This is a genomic window from Paracidovorax sp. (assembly GCF_057642795.1).
Genome location: NZ_JBXYZY010000029.1, coordinates 43,596 through 67,356, shown reverse-complemented (window position 1 = coordinate 67,356; position 23,761 = coordinate 43,596). Strand labels below are relative to the sequence as shown.

Genomic DNA, 23,761 nt, shown 5'->3' with positions numbered 1-23,761 from the left:
CAGGGCCATCAGGCCTTGATTTTGGCGCTGGCTGCCCGCCATTCCCGCGCCAGCAGCGCCACCAGCTCCCCGGCCGGCATCGGCCGCGCCGCCGCCACGCCCTGGCCGGCCCAGAGCGCCAGCACATCGGCCCGGCCCTGCGCAGCCGCCGCCTTGCGCACCGGACCCATCAGCGCGTTCTGCACCGGGTAGGCCGGCACGGCGGCCTCGACGGATGCGAGCCGCTCCATGGTGGCGTTGACGATGCCGCGCGCCGGCCGGCCGGAGAACACGCGGGTGATGCGCGTATCGGTTTCGCCCGCTGCGGCCATCGCGGCGCGGTAGGCCGGGCCGATGGCCGATTCCGGGCAGGCGAGGAAGGCCGTGCCCATCTGCACCCCCTCGGCGCCCAGGGCCTGGGCGGCGGCGATGCCGCGCCCGTCCATGATGCCGCCAGCCGCGATCACCGGCAGGCCGGCGAGCGCATCCACGCACTGCGGCACCAGCGCCAGCGTGCCCACCATGCTGGATTCGAAGTCGGCCAGGAAGGTGCCCCGGTGCCCGCCGGCCTCCAGCCCGCTGGCGCAGACCGCATCGGCGCCCACGGCGGCCCAGGCGCGGGCTTCGGCCACGGTGGTGGCGGTGCCGATGACGGTGCAGCCGGCCGCGTGCAGCCGCTCCACCTGGCGCGCATCGAGGATGCCGAAGGTGAAGCTGGCGACGGCCGGGCGCGCCGCGAGCAGCGCCTCGAACTGCGCCGCGAAGTCCTCGCACCACTGCGCGGGCACGGCGGGTTCCAGACTGAACTCGGCGTAAAGCGGCGCCAGCCGGTCCAGCGCCTCGCGCACCGTGTCCGCATCGGGCGAGGGCGTGGCCTGCACGAAGAGGTTCATGCCGAAGGGGCGCCCCGTGCGGCGGCGCACCTCGGCCGCGGCCTCGGCCATGGCGGCGGGCGAGCGCATGCCGCAGCCCAGCATGCCCAGCCCGCCGGCTTCGGAGACGGCGGCGGCCAGGGCCGGCGTGTCCGATCCGGTCATGGGGCCTTGCACGATGGGCAGGGCGATGCCCAGGCGGCTGAACAGCGGGGCCGGGCGAGCGGGCGGCGTGGCGGGCGCAGATGGCATGGCGGGCTTTCGTCGAGGGGGAGGGCGAGGCCGTGGATGGGGTGGCAGGCGGAGCGGGTCAGGCGGAGGCCGCGCCCTGCAGCGCCTGCAGCAGGGCATCGAGTGCCGGTGTGTGCCAGCCGCGCCGGCGCACCAGCACGGTTTCGCGTTCGGCCAGCGGCACCCAGCGCAGCGCGGGCGGCTCGCGCATCAGGTCGATGACGGACTGCGGCACCACGCCGGCGCAGCGCCCGGCGGCCACGCAGGCCAGGATGGCGTGGTAGGAGGCCAGCTCCAGCACCTGGGGCGCGGCGCCGTGGCGCTGCGCGCGCATCCAGTCCTCGCCCATGCGGCGGTAGGTGCAGCCGGGGCCGAAGGCGGCCAGCATGTCCACCTGCAGGTCGCCGGGGCGCTCCGCTGGCGGGTGGCTGGCCGGCAGGGCGATGAGCAGCGATTCGGTGAAAACAGGCGTGATGTCCACTGCCGCCTCCGGGTCCACGCCCGGCGGCGGCCAGGCGACCAGCGCGCAGTCGCTGGTGTGGGTCAGCACCTGGTCCACCAGCTCGCGCGAGGCGCCGGTGCGCAGCTCCAGCTGCAGGCCGGGCCACTGCGCATGCAGGCGGGCCAGCGGGGCGGGCAGGCGGGCGGCGGCGGTGCTTTCCATGGCGCCCAGGCGCAGCCGGCCGCCGGGGATAGCGGGGTGCAGCGCCTGGCGGGCCTCTTCGGCCAGCGCCAGCAGGCGGTCGGCGTAGGCGACCAGCGAGGTGCCGGCCGGCGTCAGCGCCATGCGCCGGCCTTCGCGCAGGAACAGCGTGGCGCCGAGCTGCTCTTCCAGCTGCTGCACGCGGGTGGTGACGTTGGACTGCACCCGGCCCAGCCGTTCGGCCGCTCGGGTAATGCTGCCCTCGGCCGCCACGGCACGAAAGATTTCCAGGGCGGACAGATCCATGAAATTCTCTGTTGAAGATGGATTGTGTGAATGTTAATCTGAAAAAAAGAATGAACAAGCCGAGGCGATACCGCATGTCCGATGATTCCGCCCCTTCTGGCGCCGACGCCGCCCAGCCCCCCGTCCTGGCGCACCGCCCGCTGGCCATCGCCCTGGCCGGCATGGCCGCGCTGGGCGCCGCCATGGGCATTGGGCGCTTTGCCTTCACCCCGCTGCTGCCCATGATGCTGCGGGATGGCGTGCTCACCCTGGCCGGCGGGAGCTGGCTGGCCACCGTCAACTACGTGGGCTATCTGGCCGGGGCCCTGGCCTGCATGGCCCTGCCGTGGCTGGCGCCGCGCACCGCCCGGGCCTGGCAGGGCGCGCCGCTCACGCGCTGGGGCCTGGCGGCCACGGTGCTGCTGACCTGCGGCATGGCGCTGCCGGTGGCCGGCGCCTGGCCGTGGCTGCGTGCGGCGGCGGGCGTGGCGAGCGCGGTGGTGTTCCTCAACGTGTCGTCCTGGTGCATGGCGCGTCTGGTGGCGTCGGGGCAGGCGGCGCTGGGCGGGCTGATCTTCTGCGGGCCGGGCCTGGGCATCGTGCTCACGGGCCTCTCGGCCAGCGCCATGGTGTCGGCGCACTGGCCGGCGGCGGCCGGCTGGGCGGCCTTCGGGCTGCTCTGCGCGGTGCTGTGCGCGCTGGTCTGGCCGGTGGTGCGCGGATCGGCGCAACAGGCAGGGATCGGCAGCGCCGCCGTGCCAGCTCCCGGGCCCATGCTTGGCGGGGAGCGCAGCGCCCGGGCGCTGCTCACGCTGGCCTATGGCCTGGCGGGGCTGGGCTACATCGTCACGGCCACCTTTTTGCCGGTGATCGCGCGCGGGGCGCTGCCGGCGGGCTCGCCCTGGCCCGATCTGTTCTGGCCGGTGTTCGGTGCGGGCGTGGCGCTGGGCGCGGCGCTGTCCACCCGCACGCCGGCTGGCTGGGACCGGCGCTGGCTGCTGGCCGGCTGCTACGCGCTGCAGGCGCTGGCCATCGGCCTGGGGCTGGTGTGGCCGGGGGTGGCGGGCTTCGCGCTGGGCAGCCTGCTGCTGGGGCTGCCGTTCACGGCCATCACCTTCTATGCGCTGCAGGAAGCGCGGCGCATCTGGCCGGCGGCGGGCGACAGCTTCGCGGGCCTGCTGACGGGGGCCTACGGCCTGGGCCAGATCGCCGGCCCGCCCCTGGTGGCCTGGGCGCTGCACCATGCGGCCACGCCGCAGCAGGGCTTTGCGCAGGGCCTGGCCATGGCGGCCGGCGCGCTGGTGCTGGGGGCATGCGTGCTGGGGGCGATGGTGCGGCGCTGGCCGCTGCCTGCGGGGCGCTGAGCGCGCCGAGCGCCGTGATCAGGCCGAGCGCGGCAGCTGCAGCACGAAGCTGGCGCCGCTCGCGCCGTCGGGCCGGTCGGTGCAGAAGACTCGGCCGTCGTGGCGTTCGGCGATGGAGCGCACCAGCGCCAGGCCCAGGCCCACGCCGCCGGAGCGTTCGCTGGCGCCGGGCAGGCGGTAGAAGGGCTCGAAGATGCGTTCGCGCTGGTCGGCCGGCACGCCCGGGCCCTGGTCGCACACGCTGGCTTCCACATGCGTGGCGGTGCTGCGCAGGGTGACGGTGATGTCGCCCTGGCTGTAGCGGCGGGCGTTTTCCAGCAGGTTGCGCAGCGCCCGGCGCAGCAGCTTGGGGATGCCGTTCACTTCCAGCGCGTCCGCGGCCGTGCCGTCGGCGATCAGCAGTTCGGCATCCACGCGCACGCATTCCTCGGCGGCCAGGCCCATCAAGTCCACCACCTCGACGGTGCCCACGTCGGCCTCGCGCGCGTCGAGCCGGCTGGCGAGCAGGATCTCGTCCACCAGCTGGTCCAGCTCGGCGATGTTGCGCAGGATCTCGGCACGAAAGTTGGGCGAGGGTGCGCTGCCCTGCATCAGCTCCAGCCCCATGCGGATACGCGTGAGCGGCGAGCGCAGCTCGTGCGAGGCATTGGCCAGCAATGACTTGTGCGACTTGACCAGGGTTTCGATGCGCGCGGCGGCGGCGTTGAACTGCCGGGCCAGATCGGCCACCTCGTCCTGCCCGCGTTCGGTCACGCGCACCGAGAGGTCACCCTCACCGAAGCGCTGCACGCTGCGCTGCAGCGTCTCCAGCCGCACCAGCAGCTTGCGGATGATGGGGAAGACGCCCACGGTGACGGCGATGCCGACCAGCGCGAGCATCCAGAGGAAGCCGAAGGGCGGGCTCAGCCAGAAGGCGGCGTCGTGCCGGCCCGGGCCAGGCGGGCGCGGGCGGGGCGACATCTCCAGCGTATAGGCCGCACCGTCGAGCCCTTCGAGCACGAATTCGATCCCCTCGCCGCGCTCGGTGGGCCGGCGCATGGCCTGGCCCTTGAGCCGGGGGTGGCCCTGGGCATCGCGCAGCACGAATTCGCGTCCCGGAGGCTGCGAGGCGGCCTGCTGCGAGTTGTGCTCGGCCGCGATGCGCCAGGCGAAGCCCACCAGCAGTGCGAACACCGCCACCCCGCCCACCACGGCGAGCCAGATGCGCAGATACAGGCGGCGGGAGAAGGGGCTGACCAGGGACATCTAGTCTTGCTGTTTGGCGAACACGTAGCCCACGCCGCGCACCGTGAGGATGCGGCGCGGGTTCTTGGCGTCCTGCTCGATGGCGGCGCGGATGCGGCCCATGTGGACGTCGATGGAGCGGTCGAAGGCTTCCAGCTCGCGGCCGCGCACGGCTTCCATGATCTGGTCGCGCGTGAGCACGCGGCCGGCGCGCTCGGCCAGCGCGACCAGCAGGTCGAACTGGTAGGAGGTGAGGTCGGCCGGCTGCCCGCCCACGGTGACGCTGCGGGCATCGCGGTCGATCTCCAGCGTGCCAAAGCGCATGAGCTGCGGCGCGGGCTGGGCGCCGCTCTCGCGCCGGCGCAGGATGGCACGGATGCGCGCCAGCAACTCGCGCGGCTCGAAGGGCTTGGGCAGGTAGTCGTCGGCGCCCAGCTCCAGGCCGATGATGCGGTCCATGGGGTCGCCCTTGGCGGTGAGCATCAGCACCGGCACCTGCGCTGCGGCGCCGGGCAGGGCGCGGATGCGGCGGCAGACTTCCAGGCCGTCCATGTCGGGCAGCATCAGGTCCAGGATGACCAGGTCGGGCAGCGCATAGCCGCCCTCGCCCTGCAGATGCGCCAGCCCGCTGCCGCCGTCTGCCCTGTGGGTGACCTGCAGGCCGGACTGGCCCAGGTACTCGCCCACCATCTCGGCCAGGCGGGCATCGTCTTCGATCATCAGCAGTTGGGAACTCATGGCAGGCGGGCGGAAGAGGTAAGACAGAAGAGGCAACGGAGGGGACAACGGGGCACAGGCTGCATGGTGACGCCGGGGCATCTCGCCGGGTTGAAGTCTCCGTAAAGTTAGGTAAACGAGCGCTTCAGACCGGCGGCTGCTCAGCGCCGGTCCCTGCTTTTTGCTATTGAAGTTGTAGCTTGGTGTCGTGGTTTATCAAGGGCTGGGGCCATGTTGACCCGTGATGCCAGCGCCACCAGCAGCAGCACCGGCAGCCCCATCAGCGCGGTGCCGATGAAGAACTCGGTATAGCCGTAGGCATCGACGAAGCGGCCCGAGAAGCCGGCGATCCACTTGGGCAGCAGCAGCATCATGGAGCTGAAGAGGGCGTACTGTGTGGCCGAGTACTGCACGTTCGTGAGGCTGGAAAGGTAGGCGATGAACGCGGCCGAGGCGATGCCGCCCGAGAGGTTGTCGGCCGACACCACCAGCATCAGCAGGGGCACGCTGTGGCCCTGCTGGCCCAGCCAGGCGAAGAGCAGGTTGCTCAGCGCGCTGAGCACCGCGCCCAGCATCAGCACGCGCATCACGCCCAGGCGCATGGACAGCACGCCGCCCACGAAGGCGCCGGCCAGCGTGGCCACCACCCCGAAGACCTTGCTCACGGCGGCCACCTCGTCCTTGGTGTAGCCCATATCGACGTAGAACGGGTTGGCCATGATGCCCATCACCACGTCGCTGATGCGGTACAGCGCGATGAGCGCCAGCAGCAGCGCGGCGTGCCAACGGTAGCGGCGGACGAAGTCGGCAAAGGGCTCGACGAGCGCGCCGCGCAGCCATTCGGCGGCGTTGCGCGCCGGCGGCAGCGGGCGCGGCGCGGGCTCGCGCGAGAGCAGCACGGTGATTGCGCCCACCAGCATCGACGCCGCCATGGTCAGGTAGGCCGCCTGCCAGGCGCCATGCTGGTAGCCGCTGGCCGTGGGTGATTCGGCCCGGGCCGCCACCCAGAGCACGCCGGCGCCGGCCCAGATCATCGCCAGGCGGTAGCCTGTCTGGTAGGTGGCCGCCAGAGCCGCCTGCCGGTCGGCGTCGGCCGATTCGATGCGGAAGGCGTCGAGTGCGATGTCCTGCGTGGCCGAGCCGAAGGCGACGAACAGCGCGCACCACACCATGGGCGCGAGCGCCTCGCGCGGGTCGTTCAGGGCCATGCCTGCGAGCCCGGCCATCACCAGCAGCTGCGACAGCAGCAGCCAGCCGCGCCGCCGGCCCAGCGCGCGCGTGAGCCACGGCAGGGGCATGCGGTCCACCAGCGGCGCCCAGACCCACTTGAAGGCATAGGCCAGCCCCACCCAGCTGAGGTAGCCGATGGTGGTGCGGTCCACGCCGGCCTCGCGCAGCCAGAAGCTCAGCGTGCCCAGCACCAGCAGCAGTGGCAGCCCGGCCGAAAAGCCCAGCGCCAGCATGCGCAGGCTGGCCGGCTCACGATAGACCCGCAGGGCCTGCCCCCAACTGCGGCGCGGCGCGGGCTGCGGCGGCGTGGCGGCGGGATCGGCGCTGGGGGAGGATGCGGCGGGGTGGGTGGAGGGCGCTGGATTCGTCATGGGGGGCACAAAGAGGGCGCGCTGCCTGGGCGGCGGTTGCCGGCCCGGCTGCGCTGTCGGGGGGCGCGGGTCTGGTGGCGGTGCCGTTCAGCCGGCAGGGGTTGCGGGCTGCGGCGGACGGGTGTTCGGGGATTATCGGGCGGCACCCGGCGGTCGCGCCGCCGACTTCAGGAACTGGCGGTCTGTAGCGCCGGGTCCGGTGCGGTGGCCGCGCTGGCGGCGCTTTGCAGGAACTGCGTCGCCGCATCCGCAGGCATGGGCCGTGCGAAGAGGAAGCCCTGCAGCAGATGGCACCCCCACTGCTTGAGCATCTGCGCCTGCTGCAGGGTCTCGACGCCCTCGGCGACGACCTCCACCTGCAGATCGAACGCCAGGCCGATGGCGGTGGCGCACACGGCCTGGCCGCGCCCGCTCAGGTCCATGTCGCGGATGAAGGAACGGTCGAGCTTGAACGCATGCACCGGCAGGCGCCTCAGATAGCTGAGCGACGAATACCCGGTGCCGAAGTCATCAATGGACAGGCGCACGCCCAGCGTGCGCAGCGCCGTCAGGCGTGCGGCCACCAGGTCCAGCTGGTGCATCAGTACGGACTCGGTGATCTCCAGCTCCAGGTCGCCCGGGCGGATGCGGTGACGGGCCAGCGCGTCGGCGATGGTGGCCTGGAGCGATTCGTCTTCGAGCTGGTGCCCCGACAGGTTCACGGCCATGCGCAGCGACGTGTGGCCTTGGGCCTGCCAGCGCGCCAACTGGGCGCAGGCGCTATCCAGCACCCAGGCGCCCAGGGGGTGGATCAGGCCCGTCGATTCCGCTACCGGGATGAAGCGCAGCGGCGAGATCAGCCCACGCACCGGGTGCTGCCAGCGCACCAGTGCCTCCATGCATACCAGCTGGCCGGTGTCGCCCTGGATCTGGGGCTGGTAATGCAGCACGAATTCGCCGCGTGCGAGCGCAGTGCGCAGCTCGTCCTCCAGTTCCAGCTGCTCCTGTACCTGGTCTTTCAGGGCGGAGGTGAAGGTCTTGAGCGGCTGGCCGCCGCGGCCGTTGGCCTTGGCCTGGTGCAGGGCCAGTTCGGCCGCGTCCAGCACGGCCTCGGCCGTCAGGCCGTCATCGGGAAAGCGAGCCACGCCGGCGCTGGCGCGTACGTTCATCACCTTGCCCGCGAAGGCGACGGGCAGGGCGAAGGCGCTGTCGAGCTGTGCATGGCGCTGCGCCATCGCGTGGGGCGCAATGCCCTTGCAGACGACCGTGAAACCGGCCCCATGTCCGCGAGAGAGCAGGTCGCCGTCCACCAGCGTCTTCTGCAGTCGGCCGGCGAGCTGGGCCATGAGGGAGTCGCCAGCGGCCCGCCCTTGCGTGGCGCACAGCAGGTCGAAGCGATCGATGTCGAAGACGAACACGGTCAAGGGCTCGGCCTTGCGCTGGTGGTCTTGCAGCACCGGCGCGAGCTGACGCAGCAGCTCGGCACGGTCCGGCAGCTGGGTGTAGCGAGCGTCCCCGGGCGGGGCTGTACCCTGCGGCGCGGAGCGTGGCGCCGCTGCCGCGAGCGGCGCCGGCGCGGTGGGCGGGCCATAGCGCAGGCCCGAGCCATGCTGGCGCGCCCGAAGTCCCTGGCGGCGCAGATCGCGCATCAACGCGCCGATGACCAAAGCGCTCACGAGCAGGAAGGAGAATCCGCCCAGATACGGCAGGTGCATGTTGCCGCTGTCCGCCAGCACCGAGATGACGGCACCTGCGGACAGCAGTGCGGCGCCCCCATAGGAGGCGACGCGCCAGAGGCTGGCCCTGCCTTGCAAGTTGCGCAGTGCGGGCAGGCTGGCGGCGAGCAGCAAGAACGACAGCAGGCGCAGCAACTGCAGGGGCACGTCGGTGGTGCCTTTGAGCAGGTAGATGGACTCGCCCCAGGGCAGCGTCACCCATTCGGCGGAGGGGGGCTGGTTGAAGCGGTAGCCGAAAGGCGTGCTGAAGTTGTGTGCCGCGAGCACCAGCGTGAGGGCGCTAACGGCGGCGGTCAGGCGCAGGCGGGGCCGTGGCGAGCCTGCCGATTCGAAGAAAAAGGTACCCAGCGGAACCGCTAGCAGCGACCACAGGTTGAGCCAGCGGTGCGCCTGCAGGGCGGAGGCAGGGCCATCGGCCGCATACTGCAGTGCGTTGCAGAGCTGGAACAGCGCGAAGCACAGGCTCAGCGCTGCGTAGCTCCACAGCACGCGCGGCATCTTGCTATGCCAGGCCAGCACAGCGGTGTACCCGGCACCCATGAGAAGGATGCCGACCGAGATCAGGTACGCCGTGACGAGGGGGCTGTCCATGGGAGCGGGGCGGTCGAGCGGCCCGATACAAAACTTGACATTTGATTGTGCCCGAGTTGCCTGGGTCGCGAGCGGCGCTATTTCCTGGGGGATCACAGGTTTAGCGGTAGTCCTACACACCCTTCGCTACCATGATGCCGTGACGCCATCCTTTTCCTTCAGCCGGGCGGCCTGCTCAGTGCGCGCCTACAGCGGTGAATATGCGGTGCATGCCCATGCGCATGCGCAGGTCGTGTACGCGCTGGCCGGCCGCATGGAACTGGAAGTCGCGGGCCGCGCCTTGTGGGTGGACCGGGCGAGCGGCATCGTCGTGCCGGCCGGCGTGCGGCATGGCTTTTCCGCGCTGCCCGGGGCGCGCTTTTGCGTGCTCGACCTGCCCGAGGGCGCTGGCACCGAGCGAGTGCGCCGCTTCGCCGTGCCGCCCCAGGCGCGCCGCTGGATCGACTCCGCGGCCACCGGCTGGACCGATGCCGGAGAGTCGGTCGCAGCCGCCGCCCACTGGCCTGAGGGCGTGGCCCAGGCCTGGCCCGCGCAGGAGGCGGGGCTGGGGAGTGCGGGCCTGCCGCAGCAACTGGCTGGGCTGCTGCAGGCGCCGCGCCTGCTGGCCCGGCGCAACCTGGAAACCGCGCGGCTGGAGCAGGCCGTGCGCGGCGCGCTGCACGAGGACTGGCCTACCGCCCGCATGGCAGCGCTCTGCCACATGAGCGTGCCGCGCTTTCACACCCGTTGGACCGAACTCTGCGGCGCTACTCCACAGGCCTGGCTGCGTGGCATGCGGCTGGATGCGGCGCAGCGGCAGTTGGCCGCCGGCCAGCCGCTGGAGCGCGTGGCCCTGGCCTGCGGCTATGCGACCGGCCCGGCTCTGGCGGCGGCCTTGCGGCGCGAGCGCGGCACCAGCGCCCGCGAGCTGCGCGGGCGCGCGCGGCCTGCAGGCAGTGAAAGCTGCGGTAGCCACGCACCTTGATCGTTGCGCGATAGTGCCTGCGCCCGAGCCGTGGCACGCTCGGGCGCCATGTCTGAAGTCTCTTCCTCTCCTTCTTCCCCCGCTTTCCCGGCCGCGTCCTCCCATGGCGCGCGGGGCATCTGCATGGTGCTGCTGGCGGCGATGCTCTGGGGCACCACCGGCACGGTGCAAAGCCTGGCCCCTGCGGGCCTGTCGCCTTACTGGGTGGGCGCGCTGCGGCTGGGCGTGGCGACGGCCTTCTTCGCCGTGCTGGCAGGCGTTCTGCGACAGCGCGGCGGCCCGAGGGGCCGGCTGGCTGGGCCCAAGGTGCTGCTGGCCGGCGCGTGCGTGGCCGTCTACAACCTCAGCTTCTTCGCGGGCATCAAGATCAGCGGCGTGGCGCTGGGCACGGCGCTGGCCATCGGGAGCGGACCTATCTGGGCGGGGGTGCTGCAGACCGCGCTGCAGCGCCGGATGCCCGCGCCCGTGTGGTGGGTCGGCACGCTGCTGGGTGTGGCCGGCGGCGTGGCGATGGCGCTGGAGGGCGGTGCCGGCAGCGCCGGCCAGCGCGGCGCACAGGCGCTGGGCATCGCGTTGTGCCTGCTGGCGGGGCTGAGTTACTCGGCCTACACGCTGCTCAACAAGCCGCTGGTGCAGAACGCGCCAGCGCCCACGGTCAATTTGGCCGTCTTCGGCACAGCGGCCTTCCTGTCGCTGCCGGTGGCATGGGGCCTGGCCGGAACGCCCTCGCTCACGGCGGGCACCTGGGCCACGGTGGCCTACCTGGGACTGGTGGCTACGGGCCTGGCCTATCTGCTCTTCACCAGCGCGCTGCGCCATATCTCGGGGGCCACCGGCGTCACCCTGGCGCTGGCCGAGCCCGTGACCGCCTTCGTGCTGGCGGTCGTGGTGGTGGGCGAGCCGGCCACCCTGCTGTCGGTGGGCGGTCTCGTGGCGGTGCTGTCGGGTCTGCTGCTGGTGGTGTGGGCCGAACTGCGCGTGGCACGTTCGTGACAGAAGAAAGTTGCTTACATCGCGGCGGCCGAGTTCTCCCTAAACTTGCGCGCCATGCAAGACGACTTCCCTATCGCTTCCCCTGATTCCCACCCTGGGGCCGGCTGCCGCCTGTGCGCCCTGCGCCAGGGCCACGGCGCCTGGAATGCGCGGCGCGGCTTCCTGCTGGCGGCGGGCGCTGCACTGGCCGGGCCGGCGCTGGCGCAGGTGGATGTGGGTTCGGCCTCGGCCATGCGCCAGCTGGTGCCAGCCGAGGGGCTGGAGCAGGCCGCCACGCAGCAATACGGCCAGCTGCTGGAGCAGGCCCGCGCCAAGCGCGCGCTCTCGCCTGACGGGCACCCGCAGCTGCAGAAGCTGCGCGGCATCTCGCAGCGGCTGATTCCCTTCACTCCGCAATGGAACCGCCGCGCCAGCGAATGGCGCTGGCAGGTCAACCTGATCGGCAGCAAGCAGATCAACGCCTTCTGCATGCCGGGCGGCAAGATCGCCTTCTACACCGGCATCCTCGACCAGCTCAAGCTCACCGACGACGAGGCCGCCATGGTCATGGGCCACGAAATGGCGCACGCGCTGCGCGAGCACGCCCGTGCCCGGCTGGCCAAGACGCAGGCCACCAGCATGGGCCTCTCGCTGGGCGCGCAACTGCTGGGCCTGGGCGATCTGGGCAACGTGGCGGCCAACCTGGGCACGCAGCTGCTGTCGCTCAAGTTCAGCCGCAGCGATGAGACCGAGGCCGACCTGGTGGGCCTGGAGCTGGCCGCGCGCGGCGGCTTCGACCCCGACGCCTCGGTAAGCCTGTGGCGCAAGATGGGTGAGGCCACCAAGAACCAGGGCGGCCTGGCCTTTCTTTCCACCCATCCGAGCGGGCCCGACCGCATCCGCCAGCTGGAAGCCAACGTGCCGCGCGTCGAAGGGCTCTACCAGGCGGCCCGGCGCGGTTGACGCAACGCTTTCCTCAGCGGCCTCAGAGTACGCCCATCCACGGCCACAGGGTGACCGACAGCAGCAGGATCAGCGCGAGGCCGGCCAGCGTCACCACCACCCCGACCTTGGCGAACTGCAATGTGCCGAACGCGCCCGTGCCGTAGCACAGCATGTTCTGCGGTGCGTTCGTGGGCAGGATGAAGCCGAAAGACACCACGAAACTCTGCACGAAGACGATGCCGAAGGCCGTTTCCTTCGACACCGGCAGCGTCTGCGTGAAGGCGATGAAGATCGGAATGAGCGTGCTGGCCAGCCCCGTGGCCGAGGCGAAGCCCAGGTGCAGCACGATGCTGAAGACGGCCAACGCGCCGATCACGGCCACCACCGGCAGACCGGCGAGCCCCAGCTGACCCAGCGTCTGCTGGGCCAGCCAGCCGGCCGCGCCGGTGCGCTGCAGCAGCGTGCCCAGCGAGATCGAGGCGGCGAACAGCACCACCGTTCCCCAGGGCACGAGCTTTTCGGCCTGCGCCCAGTGCATCACGCCAATGCGCGGCATCAGCAGCAGCGCGATGCCCAGCTGGGTGGTGGTGGTCGTGTCGAACGGGTGCAGCGTGCCTTCTGTGGACCAGAGCACGAGCAGCAGCAGCGCCACGGCGATCAGGCGCTTTTCCGGGCCGCTGACGGGCCCGAGGGCGCGCAGCTGATCGCGCAGGCTGCCGGCGGCGTTGGCGGCGTCCGGCACCTGCGGGCGCAGCAGCCAGAGCGAGGTGAAGAACAGCACCACGGACATGCCCACGGTGAAGGGCAGGGCGGCCAGGAACCACTGCCCCCAGGTCACGCCGTGCCCGAAGGCGCCCTGCATGAAGTTCAGGCTGATGAGGTTCTGCGCGGCGCCGGTCTTCACCGCGATGTTGAAGATCGAACAGGCCTGGGCGGTGACGATCATCAGCGCGGCGCCCAGGCTGCTGCCCACCGGCAGGCCGAGGGCGGCGGTGATGCCCACCATGATCGGGATCACCGCTCCCACGCGCGCCGTGGCCGAGGGAATGAACAGCGCCAGCACGAAGCCCACCAGCATCGCTCCGAGTGTGAGCCGTGCGGGCGAGATGCCAACCCGGCTCATCACCAGCAGCGCCACGCGGCGGTCCAGCCCCGTGTGCTTGAGCGCCACGGCCAGGAACAGTGCGGCGGCCACCAGCAGCACGGCCGTCGATGAAAAACCGCCCAGCATCACGGTGAGCGCATCGGACGAGCCCATGGGCTTGGCGCCCGGCGTGAGCGGCTTGCCCATCAGGCCGACGACCGCCATGCCGGTGAGCAGCACCGCGCTGTTGGCGGGCGAGACGCATTCGCTGATCCATAGCGTGACGACCAGCACCAGCAGCCCGAGGGCGACCTGGCCCGAAGGAGACAGGCCCGCCGGGGCGGGCAGGGCCAGTACCAGGGCGTAGAGGCCCAGAGCCAGCAGCAGATAGCCGAGCTTGCGGCGGGAGTCGGGCTCCGGCTGCGACGTGATCGGCGCTGCGGGAGCGGGTGAGGGGACGGGCGTTGTCGTCATGGCGAAGGCTTTTCTTTCACGGTGAAGTCCGTGGCCCGCCATGGATCGGGAAACTACCGATTGCGCGGCACCATTGGACCTGTCCGTGAGGATGCGCGCACCGCCGTCCTTACGGGTTGATCGCCATCAAGGCCGCGTCGATGGTCGCCCCACGAGCCCCGCCGGCCCCGGGCTCCTGCGCCGCGTCCGTCAGGTGCCGCCGACGTAAGGGTTGTTGTGCCGCTCGCGCCCGAAGCTGCTTTCCGGACCGTGGCCGGGGATGAAGACCGTCTGGTCGCCCATGGGCCAGAGGCGCTGCACGATGCTGTCGATGAGCTGCTGATGGTTGCCCTGTGGAAAGTCCGTGCGGCCGATGCTGCCGGCGAACAGCACGTCGCCCACGAAGCAGCGCTCGATCTGCGGCGCGTGGAACACCACGTGGCCGGGCGTGTGGCCGGGGCAGTGGCGCACGTGCAGCGTCTCCTCGCCGATCTGCACCGTGTCGCCGTCGTGCAGCCAGCGGGTCGGCGTGAAGGCGCGCGCGGGCGGAAAGCCGAACATCGCGCTCTGTTGTGGCAGCCCGTCGATCCAGAACTGGTCGCCCGGGTGCGGTCCGGTGATCGGCAGGCCGTGCTCGTCGGCCAGCTCGCCCGCGCCGCCCGCGTGGTCGATGTGGGCATGCGTGAGCCAGATCTGAGTGAGCTGGAGTCCGCGCTCCGCCACGGCGGCCAGCAGGCGGTCCAGGTCGCCGCCCGGGTCGATCAGTGCGGCGTCGCGGGTGGCGTCGCACCACAGCAGCGAGCAGTTTTGCTGGAAGGCGGTGACGGGAATGGTGTGGTAGTGGAGCATGGGCGGATTGTGGCGCGCAAAGCGGCGGCCCAGGCGACCGGGGCGCTTGCGGGGCCACGTTGCGCGGTGTCATCCCACGCCGGGGGCGGCGGGGCATCCGGCTTCGCGGTCGCGGCTGCGAATGCGGGGCCGCGCCCGCCAGTCAGGGCCGTTCGCTGGGAGTCCGACGCCGCAGGGCGGTTCAGCGGTGCGGCTGACGTCTGCACAGTCAACGCGCCTATTGGCGTGCGGCGTGGCACGGCCCATGGTGGCCGTTGTACGGCGCAGCCGGCAGGCGCAGTCCCACGCGGGTGATGCCTGCACCGGACTCCGCGAAGGCGGCACCTCCGTGCATGCGCGCGATGGCGGCGACGATGGACAGGCCCAGTCCGTGATTGCGGTCCGCATCGGCGCGTGCCGGATCGGCGCGGTAGAAGCGGTCGAACAGCCGGGGCAGGTGCTCGGCGCCTATGGCGTCGCCAGCGTTCTGCACAGCCAGTTCCACCGAGCCGTCCGCCTGTGGCCGGATCTGGACCGTCGCCGCCGAGGCCGGCCAGCCGTAGCGCGTCGCGTTGCCCAGCAGGTTGGAGAGCGCACGCCGCAGCAGCGGGGCATCGACGCACGCGGCGGCGTCGCCCTCGACTGCGGCGGTGAGCCCGGCTTCGAGCAAAGCGGCCTCGTGGAACTCGACGACCTCCTGCGCGAGCCGTGCCAGGCTGGCCTGCTCCGTCCGGCGGGCCGGCACGCCGCGCTCGGCATTCGAGAGAAACAGCATGTCGCCCACGATGCCGGCCATGCGGTGCAGTTCCTCGAGATTGGACGACAGGATCTCGCACAGCTCTTCCCTGCCGCGCGGACGCCGCAGCGCCAGTTCGCAGCTGCTGATGAGCGTGGCCAGGGGGGTGTTCAGTTCGTGCGCGACATCGGCGTTGAACGACTCCATCTGCCGGTAAGCCGTGGCCAGCTCGCCCAGCAGGACATTGAACTGGGCGATCAGCGGCTGCAGTTCCTGTGCCTGTCCGCTGCCGTCCAGCCGGCGGTCCAGGCGCAGGGCGCTGACCTGCCGGGTTTGCTCCACCAGCTGGTCCAGCGGCGCCAGCCCGCGCCCCACCAGCCAGACCCCGCCTGCCGCGATGGCGCCGGCGCCGAGCAGGGCAGCGAGCGCCAGGGTCCAGCCCAACCGGCCCAGCAGTTCGTCATCGCTTCGCGTGTCGAGCGTCAGCGTGGCCCGCGCATCGTCGCCCGCAGCGTCCGGCATGGACACCTCGAAGTCCACGCGCTTGGCGGCCCCGCCGGACTGCTGGCCCCGTGGCGGGCCTTCGTGGACCACCTGGCCGGCGCCATCCACCATGCGAAGGGACAGTTCGCTATGGCCGGCCAGAAAGTCGTTGAGCAGGTGCTGCACGGACTGCCGGTCATGCGCGCCGCGCCCCTCCTGCAGCAGGTGCTGGATGGCGGCCTGCTTCTGCGCGAGTACGTCGTCCTGCCGGGAGGACAGGGTCCATGCGATCACGATGTAGACGGCGGCGCATGAGAAGCCCAGGCCCAGGATGGCCTGAAGGGCCAGCCCCCTGGAAAGCCGCCCGCGCAGGCTGTTCGGGGACAACCAGGTGGGCATCATGTCGCCCGCTGCTCCAGCACGTAGCCCATGCCCCGGACGGTGTGCAGCAGCGGCAGCGGGAACGGCTGGTCCAGCTTGGTGCGCAGCCGGCGGATGGCGACCTCCACGACGTTGGTGTCGCTGTCGAAGTTCATGTCCCACACCTGTTCGGCCAGTTCGGTGCGCGACAGCACTTCGCCCTGGCGCCGCAGCAGCAGGCTCAGCAGGTTGAATTCCTTGGCGGTCAGGTCCAGCCGCTGGCTCGCGCGCACGGCCCTGCGCCGGATCAGGTCCAGCTCGAGGTCGCCGAGCCGCAGCACGGTGGCCTCGCCGCCGCCGCCGGTGCGGCTCCCGTTGGCCCGGCGCAGCAGGACATGGATGCGGGCCACGAGTTCTGAGAATGCGAACGGCTTGAGGACGTAGTCGTCCGCACCGCTCTGCAGTCCTCTCACCCGGTCTTCCACCTGCACGCGGGCCGTGAGCATGAGCACGGGGGTCTGCCTGCTTTGGCGCAGAGCGGTGAGTACGGCCAGGCCATCGATGCCGGGCAGGTTCCCGTCCAGAACGATGAGGTCGTAGGGGTTCGTCGACGCCATGTGAAGCCCGTCGACGCCGTTCAAGGCCGTGTCCACGACAAAGCCTTCCTCGCCCAGCCCTTTCTTCAGGTACTCGGAGAGCTTCGTCTCGTCTTCGATCAGCAGCAGTTTCATGGGGGTCACCGTCGTCATCCAAAGGGTGCGTGTGGGCGGGCCACCGGGCCGGTCCATAGCGGGGGGATGGTAGTGGACGCGCGGTGCGCGGCGGCCGGGCCGCAGCGCAGTCGCTCTTCAATCATGCGGGGCGCTCCGTCGCGGCAACGGATGTTCCCTGTGCGTATCGGCCCGGCGGTGTGCGATGCTGTAGAGCAGGGGCAGCATCAGCAGGGTCAGCACGGTCGACGAGAGAATGCCGCCGATCACCACCGTGGCCAGCGGGCGCTGGACTTCCGAGCCGGTTCCCGTGGCCAGTGCCATGGGGATGAAGCCCAGCGATGCGACCAGGGCCGTCATGAGCACCGGACGCAGGCGCTGCACTGCACCGGCGCGCACGGCTTGCGCGAGCGGCATCCCCTCGTCTCGCAGCTGCCGGATGAAGCTCAGCATCACCAGGCCGTTGAGCACTGCCACGCCCGACAGTGCGATGAAGCCGATACCGGCGGAGATGGACAGCGGGATATCGCGCAACCACAGCGCCAGGACCCCGCCGGTGAGCGCGAACGGGATGCCGGTGAATACCAGCAGTCCGTCCTTGGCGTTGCCGAACATGGCGAACAGCAGTACGAACACCAGCCCCAGCGACAGCGGCACGACGATCTTCAGTCGGTTCGCAGCGGACTGCAGGTTCTCGAACTGCCCGCCCCATTCCATCCAGTAGCCCGCGGGCAGCGGGACCTGCTGGATGGCCGTCTGCGCCTCGGCGACGAACGAGCCCAGATCCCGCCCCCGCACATTGGCGCTGACCACGATCCGGCGCTTGCCGTTTTCCCGGCTGACCTGGTTCGGGCCCGGCGACACGTCGAGCGAAGCGATCTCGCCCAAGGGAATGAACGAGGGCGCCGCGTTGCCGGTGCGCGGCAATGCGATGGGCAGCCGGCGAATCGCATCGAGATCGGTGCGGATGTTTTCGGGAAGCCGCACCAGGATGTCGAAGCGCCGGTCGCCCTCGTACATCGTGCCTGCGCGCCGCCCCCCCACGGCCGTGGCCACGGTGTTCTGCACGTCCGCCATGTTGAGTCCGTAGCGCGCGGCCGCTGCCCGGTCGATGGCCACGGTCAGCACCGGCAGCCCGGTGGTCTGCTCGACCTTGACCTCGGAGGCGCCATCCAGCCTGCGCAGCACAACGGCGGCTGCCGCCGCGGCCTTGTTCAGCACTTCCATGTCGTCGCCGAAGATCTTGACCGCCACGTCGCTGCGGATGCCGGAGATCAGCTCGTTGAACCGCAGCTGGATGGGCTGGGAGAACTCGTAGCTGTTGCCCGAGATCTTCTCGGCCTCTTCCTGGATCGCTTCCAGCAGCTGCGCTGGCGTCTTGCGAGGCTGCGGCCATTCGTCGACCGGCCTGAGCATGATGTAGCCGTCGGAGATGTTGGGTGGCATCGGATCGGAGGCGATCTCCGCCGTACCGGTGCGTGCAAATACACGCTGCACCTCGGGAAACTTCGCCTTGATGGCGGCTTCTAGCTTCTGCTGCATAGCGACCGATTCGCTCAGGCTGGTGCCCGGAATGCGGATGGCCTGAATGGCTAGGTCACCTTCGCTGAGGCTGGGGGCGAACTCCGTGCCCAGGCGGGTTGCCATGAGGCCCGACAGCACGACCGCGACCAGGGCTGCCGTCAACATCACCGCCTTGGCGCTCAGTACGCGCTCCAGCAGCGGCTCGTAGCGCTGGCGCAGCCAGGACATCAGCCTGTTTTCGCTCTCCGCGACGTGCCGGCCGATGAAGAGCGCGACGGCTGCGGGAACGAAGGTCACCGACAGGATCATGGCGCCCAGCAGCGCAATCACCACGGTGAACGCCATCGGGTGGAACATCCGGCCCTCGACCCCGGTGAGGGCGAAGATCGGCAGATACACCACCATGATGATGAGCTGGCCGAAGACCAGAGGGCGTCGCGCCTCGCGTGCCGCCTCGAAGACCTCAGAAAAGCGCTCCTTCAGCGAAAGCGCGCGCCCTGCGGCATGCTGCGCCTGCGCCAGGCGGCGGATGCAGTTCTCGACGATCACCACGGCGCCGTCCACGATGATGCCGAAGTCGAGCGCTCCCAGGCTCATCAGATTCGCGCTGATCTTCTGCGACACCATGCCGGTGAAGGTGAACAGCATGGCCAGCGGAATGATCATGGCCGTGATCAGCGCAGCGCGCAGGTTGCCGAGGAACGCGAAGAGCACAGCGATCACGAGGATCGCGCCCTCGAGCAGGTTCTTCTTCACCGTCGCGATCGCCTTGTCCACCAGCACCGTCCGGTCGTAGACCGTGACGGCCTGCACCCCCGCCGGCAGGGTGCGGTTGATCTCCAGCATCTTGCGGTCCACGGCCTGCGACACCGTGCGGCTGTTCTCCCCGATCAGCATGAAGACGGTGCCGAGCACGACTTCCTTGCCGTTTTCCGTGGCGGCGCCGGTGCGCAGTTCCCGGCCCAGCAGCACGTCTGCGACATCACGTATGCGGATGGGCAGCCCGGCCGCGGTGCTGACCACGATGTTGCCCACGTCCTCCATCGAGCGGACCTGGCCGGGAGCGCGGATCAGGTACTGCTCGCCGCGGCGCTCGATATAGCCGGCGCCGACGTTCTCGTTGTTGCGCTCCAGCGCGCTGACCACGTCGGCCAGGGTGAGTCCGTGCGAGTGGAGCTTCTCCGGGTTCGGCGCCACCTGGTATTCCTTCGAGAAGCCGCCGATGCTGTTGATCTCCGTCACGCCTTTCACGTTGCGCAGCTGGGGCTTGATGATCCAGTCCTGAATCTCCCGTAAGTCGGCCGGCGTGTACGGCTGGCCGTCGGGCCTGCGCGCGTCTTCCCGCGCTTCGACGGTCCACAGGTAGATTTCTCCCAGTCCGGTCGAAATCGGCCCGATCACGGGGTTCGTTCCATCGGGCAGCTGTTCGCGGGCGGCCTGGATGCGCTCATTCACCAGCTGGCGCGCAAAGTAGATGTCCACACCGTCTTCGAAGATCACCGTGACCTGTGACAGCCCGTAGCGTGACAGGGAGCGGGTTTGCTTCAGCCCCGGCAGGCCGGCCATTACCGTCTCGATCGGATAGGTGATGCGCTGCTCGGTTTCCAGGGGCGAATAGCCCTGCGCCGCGGTGTTGACCTGTACCTGGACGTTGGTGATGTCCGGTACCGCATCGATCGGCAGGCGCTGGTAGTTGTAGATGCCCAGCGCGGCCATGCCTGCGACGGCCAGCATCACGAGCCAGCGGTGGGCGATGGAAAAATGGATGATCCGTTCGAACATGGCGGGCCTCAGTGCTCGTGGCCCGAAGAGCCCTTGCCCTGCTGCGCCTTCACGGCGAAGCTCCCCTGGCCGGCGTATTCCGTGCCGGCCTCCAGCCCTTCCAGGATCTCGGTGCGCTGCCCGTCGGAGCGGCCGATCTTCACGACCCTGGGGGCAAAGCCGCCGGCCACCTTCACATAGACGGTCGGCCGGCTCTCCACCATCTGGATGGCGTCGGCGGCCACGGTGATCGCGGGCCTGTCCTGCCCGTGGATCAGCTCCACCGTCACGAACAGCCCGGGACGCCAGGCCATCTCCGGGTTCGGCAGCGTCACCCGAGCCGTCGCTGCGCGCGTCTGATCGCCCAGGAGTGCGCCGACGTACGACACCTTGCCCGAGGCTTCGCGTTGAAAGCCCGTAGCCTTGACGAGGGCAGGCTCGCCGATCCGCACGAGGGGCAACTGCGACGCCGTGACATTCATCTGCGCCCAGACCGTCGTCAGGTCCGAGACGGTGAAGACGTTGGCGTCGTCTTTGACCGACTCGCCCAGAGCGATGTGCTTCTCGACCACCAGGCCGTCGAATGGGGCCCGTAGCGCATACCGCGCGAGATCGCTGGCGGGGCCGCCCGGGGCTGCCCCGAGTGCCTTGAGCTTCTGGCTGGCATTGGCCACGGCGATCTCGGCCTCGCGCTGGACTTGCTCTGCCTGCAGGAAGTCCTGCTGTGCGGAGATCTTGTCCTCGAAGAGCCGGCGTTCCCGTTCGGCTGTCGTCTTCGCCAGAGCCAGGCGCCTTTGCGCGGCCATCAGCTCGCTGCGTTGCTCCGAGAGCCCCGGGCTGGAGATGACGGCCAGCAGCTGCCCCTTCTTCACCTGCTGGCCCAGGTCGGCATGCACGCTCTCGACCACCCCGGCAACGCGAGGGACGATATGTGCGGTGCGGTCTTCGTTGAAGCGGATTTCGCCGGGCAGCTGTACGCGGCTCGCGATATCGCCTGGCCCGCTTCGTTCGATCACCACGCCGGCGTTGCGTAACTGCTCTTCCGTGAAGGCGACGATGCCTTCTTCCTCGCCGTGATCCGCCTCGCCCTCTTGTCCATGGCCGGACGCCCCGGAACGCGCGGCCTCACCAGCGTGGCCGGAGGTCTGTTCCTTCGCGCCTGTGTTTTCCTCGTGCCCGTGTTCGTCGGCCCGGGCTTCGCCTTGCGGCCTCGGGTCGCGCAGGATGAGCATGCCGGCGACGATCGCCGCCACGAGAATGCCGATGATGAGAAGGGTGTGCCGCAGCCGGATCCGGTCAGGGCCGGTAGGGAAGATGTTTTTCATGGAAGCGAGGTTGGGCTGGGGTTGAGCAGGGGGGGGGCCGCCTCGGCGATGCTGAGCAGGCGTTCCAGCTCTGCGGCGGCGCGGAACGTGTCGAGCAAGGCCCGCAGGTACTCCGTTTGGGTGGAAACCAGGGTGCGCTGGGCATCCAGCGCTTCCAGATAGCTGAACTTGCCGAGCTGGAAACCCTTCGACGCGGCGCGGTGGGCATCGCGCGCGCCAGGGATCGCATCGCGCTGCAAGGTCTGGGCCTCGGTGCGGGCGGAGCGCAGCTGCTCGCGTGCCTGCGCCATGTCGGCGTTCAGCCGAAGTTCCGTGGCCGCCAGCGCCTCGCGGGCCTTCTCCTCGCGGCGGAGCGCTTCCTCCAGGTGGCCCTGATTCCGATCGAATAGCGGGAGCGGGACGCTCAGCCCCACGACTGCCGCGGTGATACCGCTTTCCTGGCTGCGTTTCGCGCCCACGGACACCGTGACATCGGCCACGCGGCGCCTACGCTCCAGCTCCGCGGCGGCCTGGGCGCGCTCGAGCTCAAGCCGGGCGCGCCGGAGCACGGGTGACGCCGCCATCCGTGCGACCACCACCGCATCGGTCAGACCGTCGCTTGGCAGGTCCAGGCTGCCGATGACCGGCGTGGCGCGCGGATGCGTGTCGCCCCAGAGCGCGAAGAGCTTCTGCCGGGCTGCGCGCAGATGGCCCTCGGCCTGGGTCAGCGCCGCCTGCGCTGCGGCCTGCGCCACCATGGCGCGGGTTGCTTCCAGGGGCGCCAGCTTTCCCGCGCGAACCCGCCGGGCCGTCGCTTCGGCATCCCCGCGGGCAAGCGCCAGCGAAGACTGGGCCAGGTGCAGACGCTCCTGCGCCACCAGCACCTCATGGAAGGCCACCACCGCTTGGAAGCGCACGTCTGCCCGTGCCAGATCGATGTCGGCTGCCGCCTGTTCGCGCACCCGCTGCGCGAGCGTCACGCGGGCAGCGCGCTGGCCCCCGAGGTCCAGCGTCTGCGTCAGCTGCACGGTGGAGGTCTGCCTTCCCCGCGTGAAGTCTTCTTGCTGTATCGACAGCTCCGGGTTGGGCCGCAGTGATGCCTGCAGCGCGCTGCCGCCCGTCGCTTCGAACTCGCGTTGCGCGAGGGAGATGGCGGGGTTCCTGGACAGTGCCAGGGCCACCGCCTCAGCGAGTGTCAATGGCGCAGGCGCGGGTTCGGCCTGTGCCCCGGCGGACGCAGCAGCGGTGTCCTGCGCATGGGCCGGGGCTCCGAGAATGAGCAGGCCAGCCAGCGCCAAGGCGCCGGCGCTGCCCGGAAAGGGTCGTGAATGAAACACCTGGATCTCCGAAGTCAAGGGAACTTCGGCGGACCGGCTCAGCGCTTGCGATTCAGGCGCGCATCGTGCAGTCCTCCGTCGATGGAGCGATGCAGGCGCGCCAGCGGGGACGGTCGATGTCGCTGATGGAACGGGTTCCGTGGTGGTCGAGATCCAGAGGCACGTCCCAAGCCCGGCGCGCTTGGCCGGGCAGTCCTGGTGCCTGCAGCGTCCCGCCATGGACCGAGGGGTGTGCGAGCGCGTGGAAGAGGCATGGAGCGCCACCGTGCTCCTGTGCATGGCTGTCCTGTGCGGACTCTTGGGCCTGCACCGTCGCTCCCGAAAAGGCTGAACGCGATTCGTGCATCTGTGCGGCAGCCCACTGCAGCGGCAGCAAGAGCAGCAGAAAGACGAAGAGGGCGCGGTGAAGCATCGGGAGGCGGGCGTGAGGTCTGGACAGTTCGCGTGGCCGGGATGGGTGGACGTGGATGGGGCCGGCTCGGCGCGGATATTAGGGAGAGGACTCCGTCATGAATCCGACAGCCAGATGACAAATCCGTCATCTTTGGCGACGTGCGCAGCCGGCCACCTTGGGGCGGCCGTCGGGCTTCGCGGTCTCGCGCAGGTCCTCCGCTGCGCATGACGCACTTGTCACCTCGGCGTCGCCTCGGTGTCGGCATGCGATTCCTACAGTGGCTGCATCTCTCGCGGCATCCGGCCCCGGAGATTGTTCAAGTCAACCAATGAAAGGACCTTGCTTCCATGAACCACGCGCAACGAATCCATCCGATTGTCCTGGGCGCAGCCGGAATGCTGCTGTTCATGCTGTCCGGTGCGGCATCCGCCAGTGGCTACTGGCATCCCGCACCCAGCGAAACGGGTGTGACCACCGAGCCCGGTCATTTCCAGAGTGCCATGACGCGCGAACAGGTCCGCGATGAAGCCATCGCCGCCATGCGCAATGGAGAGATGTGGCGGGTCACGGAAAGCGGAGAGCCTCCCCGGGTGTCGCCCGCGCGTACGCTGCCGTCCCCAGCCCGCAAGGCAGCGGGAGCCACGCAGTCCGGGGCTGCCGAATAGAGGCCGCCAGGGGCGGCGT

19 protein-coding genes are annotated in these 23,761 nt (G+C 70.3%); 5 read left to right on the top strand and 14 right to left on the bottom strand.

Annotation, left to right across the window (positions count from 1 at the left end; genetic code table 11):
* Positions 1–8 precede the first annotated feature (8 nt).
* The gene (locus AC3A84_RS11525; protein ID WP_487969762.1) at positions 9–1,103 is read right to left on the bottom strand and encodes an NAD(P)H-dependent flavin oxidoreductase; all 1,095 of its coding nucleotides are present in this window, start codon (positions 1,101–1,103) and stop codon (positions 9–11) included.
* 58 nt (positions 1,104–1,161) lie between these two features.
* On the bottom strand, positions 1,162–2,031 hold the full coding sequence (locus AC3A84_RS11520) for a LysR family transcriptional regulator (RefSeq protein WP_487969761.1): 870 nt from the start codon (positions 2,029–2,031) through the stop codon (positions 1,162–1,164).
* A gap of 74 nt (positions 2,032–2,105) precedes the next feature.
* Here AC3A84_RS11520 and AC3A84_RS11515 point away from each other — a divergent pair, with 74 nt between their 5' ends.
* Complete coding sequence (locus AC3A84_RS11515) at positions 2,106–3,374, top strand: YbfB/YjiJ family MFS transporter (RefSeq protein WP_487969760.1); 1,269 nt, start codon at positions 2,106–2,108, stop codon at positions 3,372–3,374.
* 18 nt (positions 3,375–3,392) lie between these two features.
* On the opposite strand, the gene AC3A84_RS11510 is transcribed toward AC3A84_RS11515, so the two are convergent.
* The 4 genes from AC3A84_RS11510 to AC3A84_RS11495 form a co-directional block, all read right to left on the bottom strand.
* Positions 3,393–4,619, bottom strand: coding sequence for an ATP-binding protein (locus AC3A84_RS11510; RefSeq protein WP_487969759.1), 1,227 nt, complete (start codon positions 4,617–4,619; stop codon positions 3,393–3,395).
* Positions 4,620–5,336: a response regulator gene (locus AC3A84_RS11505; RefSeq protein WP_487969758.1), complete on the bottom strand. Its 717-nt coding sequence runs from the start codon at positions 5,334–5,336 to the stop codon at positions 4,620–4,622.
* A 140-nt stretch (positions 5,337–5,476) separates the two neighbouring features.
* The gene (locus AC3A84_RS11500) at positions 5,477–6,916 is read right to left on the bottom strand and encodes an AmpG family muropeptide MFS transporter (protein WP_487969757.1); all 1,440 of its coding nucleotides are present in this window, start codon (positions 6,914–6,916) and stop codon (positions 5,477–5,479) included.
* A 167-nt stretch (positions 6,917–7,083) separates the two neighbouring features.
* Positions 7,084–9,222, bottom strand: a complete 2,139-nt coding sequence (locus AC3A84_RS11495; RefSeq protein WP_487969756.1) for a putative bifunctional diguanylate cyclase/phosphodiesterase — start codon at positions 9,220–9,222, stop codon at positions 7,084–7,086.
* Positions 9,223–9,361: 139 nt separating this feature from the next.
* On the opposite strand from AC3A84_RS11495, the gene AC3A84_RS11490 reads away from it, so the two are divergent.
* The 3 genes from AC3A84_RS11490 (at position 9,362) to AC3A84_RS11480 (ending at position 12,121) form a co-directional block, all read left to right on the top strand.
* A complete protein-coding gene (locus AC3A84_RS11490) occupies positions 9,362–10,186 on the top strand; it encodes a helix-turn-helix domain-containing protein (RefSeq protein WP_487969755.1) in 825 nt (274 codons plus the stop codon).
* A gap of 123 nt (positions 10,187–10,309) precedes the next feature.
* Complete coding sequence (locus tag AC3A84_RS11485) at positions 10,310–11,179, top strand: DMT family transporter (RefSeq protein WP_487970065.1); 870 nt, start codon at positions 10,310–10,312, stop codon at positions 11,177–11,179.
* A 54-nt stretch (positions 11,180–11,233) separates the two neighbouring features.
* Complete coding sequence (locus tag AC3A84_RS11480; RefSeq protein ID WP_487969754.1) at positions 11,234–12,121, top strand: M48 family metallopeptidase; 888 nt, start codon at positions 11,234–11,236, stop codon at positions 12,119–12,121.
* Between the two features lie 22 nt (positions 12,122–12,143).
* Here AC3A84_RS11480 and AC3A84_RS11475 read toward each other — a convergent pair whose 3' ends face one another.
* The 8 genes from AC3A84_RS11475 to AC3A84_RS11440 all read right to left on the bottom strand — a co-directional run bounded on the left by AC3A84_RS11475 (position 12,144) and on the right by AC3A84_RS11440 (position 23,095).
* Positions 12,144–13,661, bottom strand: coding sequence for an SLC13 family permease (locus AC3A84_RS11475; RefSeq protein WP_487969753.1), 1,518 nt, complete (start codon positions 13,659–13,661; stop codon positions 12,144–12,146).
* Between the two features lie 189 nt (positions 13,662–13,850).
* Positions 13,851–14,489: an MBL fold metallo-hydrolase gene (locus tag AC3A84_RS11470; protein ID WP_487969752.1), complete on the bottom strand. Its 639-nt coding sequence runs from the start codon at positions 14,487–14,489 to the stop codon at positions 13,851–13,853.
* Positions 14,490–14,706: 217 nt separating this feature from the next.
* Positions 14,707–16,086, bottom strand: a complete 1,380-nt coding sequence (locus AC3A84_RS11465; protein ID WP_487970063.1) for a heavy metal sensor histidine kinase — start codon at positions 16,084–16,086, stop codon at positions 14,707–14,709.
* A complete protein-coding gene (locus tag AC3A84_RS11460) occupies positions 16,086–16,778 on the bottom strand; it encodes a heavy metal response regulator transcription factor (protein WP_487969751.1) in 693 nt (230 codons plus the stop codon). Before AC3A84_RS11460 ends, AC3A84_RS11465 begins: the two co-directional genes overlap by 1 nt.
* A gap of 117 nt (positions 16,779–16,895) precedes the next feature.
* Entirely contained in the window at positions 16,896–20,063 is a 3,168-nt protein-coding gene (locus tag AC3A84_RS11455; protein ID WP_487969750.1) for a CusA/CzcA family heavy metal efflux RND transporter, read from the bottom strand.
* An 8-nt stretch (positions 20,064–20,071) separates the two neighbouring features.
* Entirely contained in the window at positions 20,072–21,367 is a 1,296-nt protein-coding gene (locus tag AC3A84_RS11450) for an efflux RND transporter periplasmic adaptor subunit (protein ID WP_487969749.1), read from the bottom strand.
* Positions 21,364–22,644 carry a TolC family protein gene (locus AC3A84_RS11445; RefSeq protein WP_487969748.1) on the bottom strand — a complete coding sequence of 427 codons (1,281 nt, stop codon included), beginning with the start codon at positions 22,642–22,644 and terminating at the stop codon, positions 21,364–21,366. Before AC3A84_RS11445 ends, AC3A84_RS11450 begins: the two co-directional genes overlap by 4 nt.
* A 91-nt stretch (positions 22,645–22,735) precedes the next feature.
* A complete protein-coding gene (locus tag AC3A84_RS11440) occupies positions 22,736–23,095 on the bottom strand; it encodes a hypothetical protein (protein WP_487969747.1) in 360 nt (119 codons plus the stop codon).
* 329 nt (positions 23,096–23,424) lie between these two features.
* On the opposite strand from AC3A84_RS11440, the gene AC3A84_RS11435 reads away from it, so the two are divergent.
* Positions 23,425–23,742, top strand: a complete 318-nt coding sequence (locus tag AC3A84_RS11435; protein WP_487969746.1) for a DUF4148 domain-containing protein — start codon at positions 23,425–23,427, stop codon at positions 23,740–23,742.
* The last annotated feature ends 19 nt before the right edge of the window (positions 23,743–23,761 follow it).

Excerpts from the sequence above, each read along its gene's own strand:
- AC3A84_RS11525 (WP_487969762.1), bottom strand. The coding sequence starts at position 1,103 with ATGCCATCTGCGCCCGCCACGCCGCCCGCTCGCCCGGCCCCGCTGTTC.
- AC3A84_RS11520 (WP_487969761.1), bottom strand. The coding sequence starts at position 2,031 with ATGGATCTGTCCGCCCTGGAAATCTTTCGTGCCGTGGCGGCCGAGGGC.
- AC3A84_RS11515 (WP_487969760.1), top strand. The coding sequence starts at position 2,106 with ATGTCCGATGATTCCGCCCCTTCTGGCGCCGACGCCGCCCAGCCCCCC.
- AC3A84_RS11510 (WP_487969759.1), bottom strand. The coding sequence starts at position 4,619 with ATGTCCCTGGTCAGCCCCTTCTCCCGCCGCCTGTATCTGCGCATCTGG.
- AC3A84_RS11505 (WP_487969758.1), bottom strand. The coding sequence starts at position 5,336 with ATGAGTTCCCAACTGCTGATGATCGAAGACGATGCCCGCCTGGCCGAG.
- AC3A84_RS11500 (WP_487969757.1), bottom strand. The coding sequence starts at position 6,916 with ATGACGAATCCAGCGCCCTCCACCCACCCCGCCGCATCCTCCCCCAGC.
- AC3A84_RS11495 (WP_487969756.1), bottom strand. The coding sequence starts at position 9,222 with ATGGACAGCCCCCTCGTCACGGCGTACCTGATCTCGGTCGGCATCCTT.
- AC3A84_RS11485 (WP_487970065.1), top strand. The coding sequence starts at position 10,310 with ATGGTGCTGCTGGCGGCGATGCTCTGGGGCACCACCGGCACGGTGCAA.
- AC3A84_RS11480 (WP_487969754.1), top strand. The coding sequence starts at position 11,234 with ATGCAAGACGACTTCCCTATCGCTTCCCCTGATTCCCACCCTGGGGCC.
- AC3A84_RS11475 (WP_487969753.1), bottom strand. The coding sequence starts at position 13,661 with ATGACGACAACGCCCGTCCCCTCACCCGCTCCCGCAGCGCCGATCACG.
- AC3A84_RS11470 (WP_487969752.1), bottom strand. The coding sequence starts at position 14,489 with ATGCTCCACTACCACACCATTCCCGTCACCGCCTTCCAGCAAAACTGC.
- AC3A84_RS11465 (WP_487970063.1), bottom strand. The coding sequence starts at position 16,086 with ATGCCCACCTGGTTGTCCCCGAACAGCCTGCGCGGGCGGCTTTCCAGG.
- AC3A84_RS11460 (WP_487969751.1), bottom strand. The coding sequence starts at position 16,778 with ATGAAACTGCTGCTGATCGAAGACGAGACGAAGCTCTCCGAGTACCTG.
- AC3A84_RS11455 (WP_487969750.1), bottom strand. The coding sequence starts at position 20,063 with ATGTTCGAACGGATCATCCATTTTTCCATCGCCCACCGCTGGCTCGTG.
- AC3A84_RS11450 (WP_487969749.1), bottom strand. The coding sequence starts at position 21,367 with ATGAAAAACATCTTCCCTACCGGCCCTGACCGGATCCGGCTGCGGCAC.
- AC3A84_RS11440 (WP_487969747.1), bottom strand. The coding sequence starts at position 23,095 with ATGCTTCACCGCGCCCTCTTCGTCTTTCTGCTGCTCTTGCTGCCGCTG.
- AC3A84_RS11435 (WP_487969746.1), top strand. The coding sequence starts at position 23,425 with ATGAACCACGCGCAACGAATCCATCCGATTGTCCTGGGCGCAGCCGGA.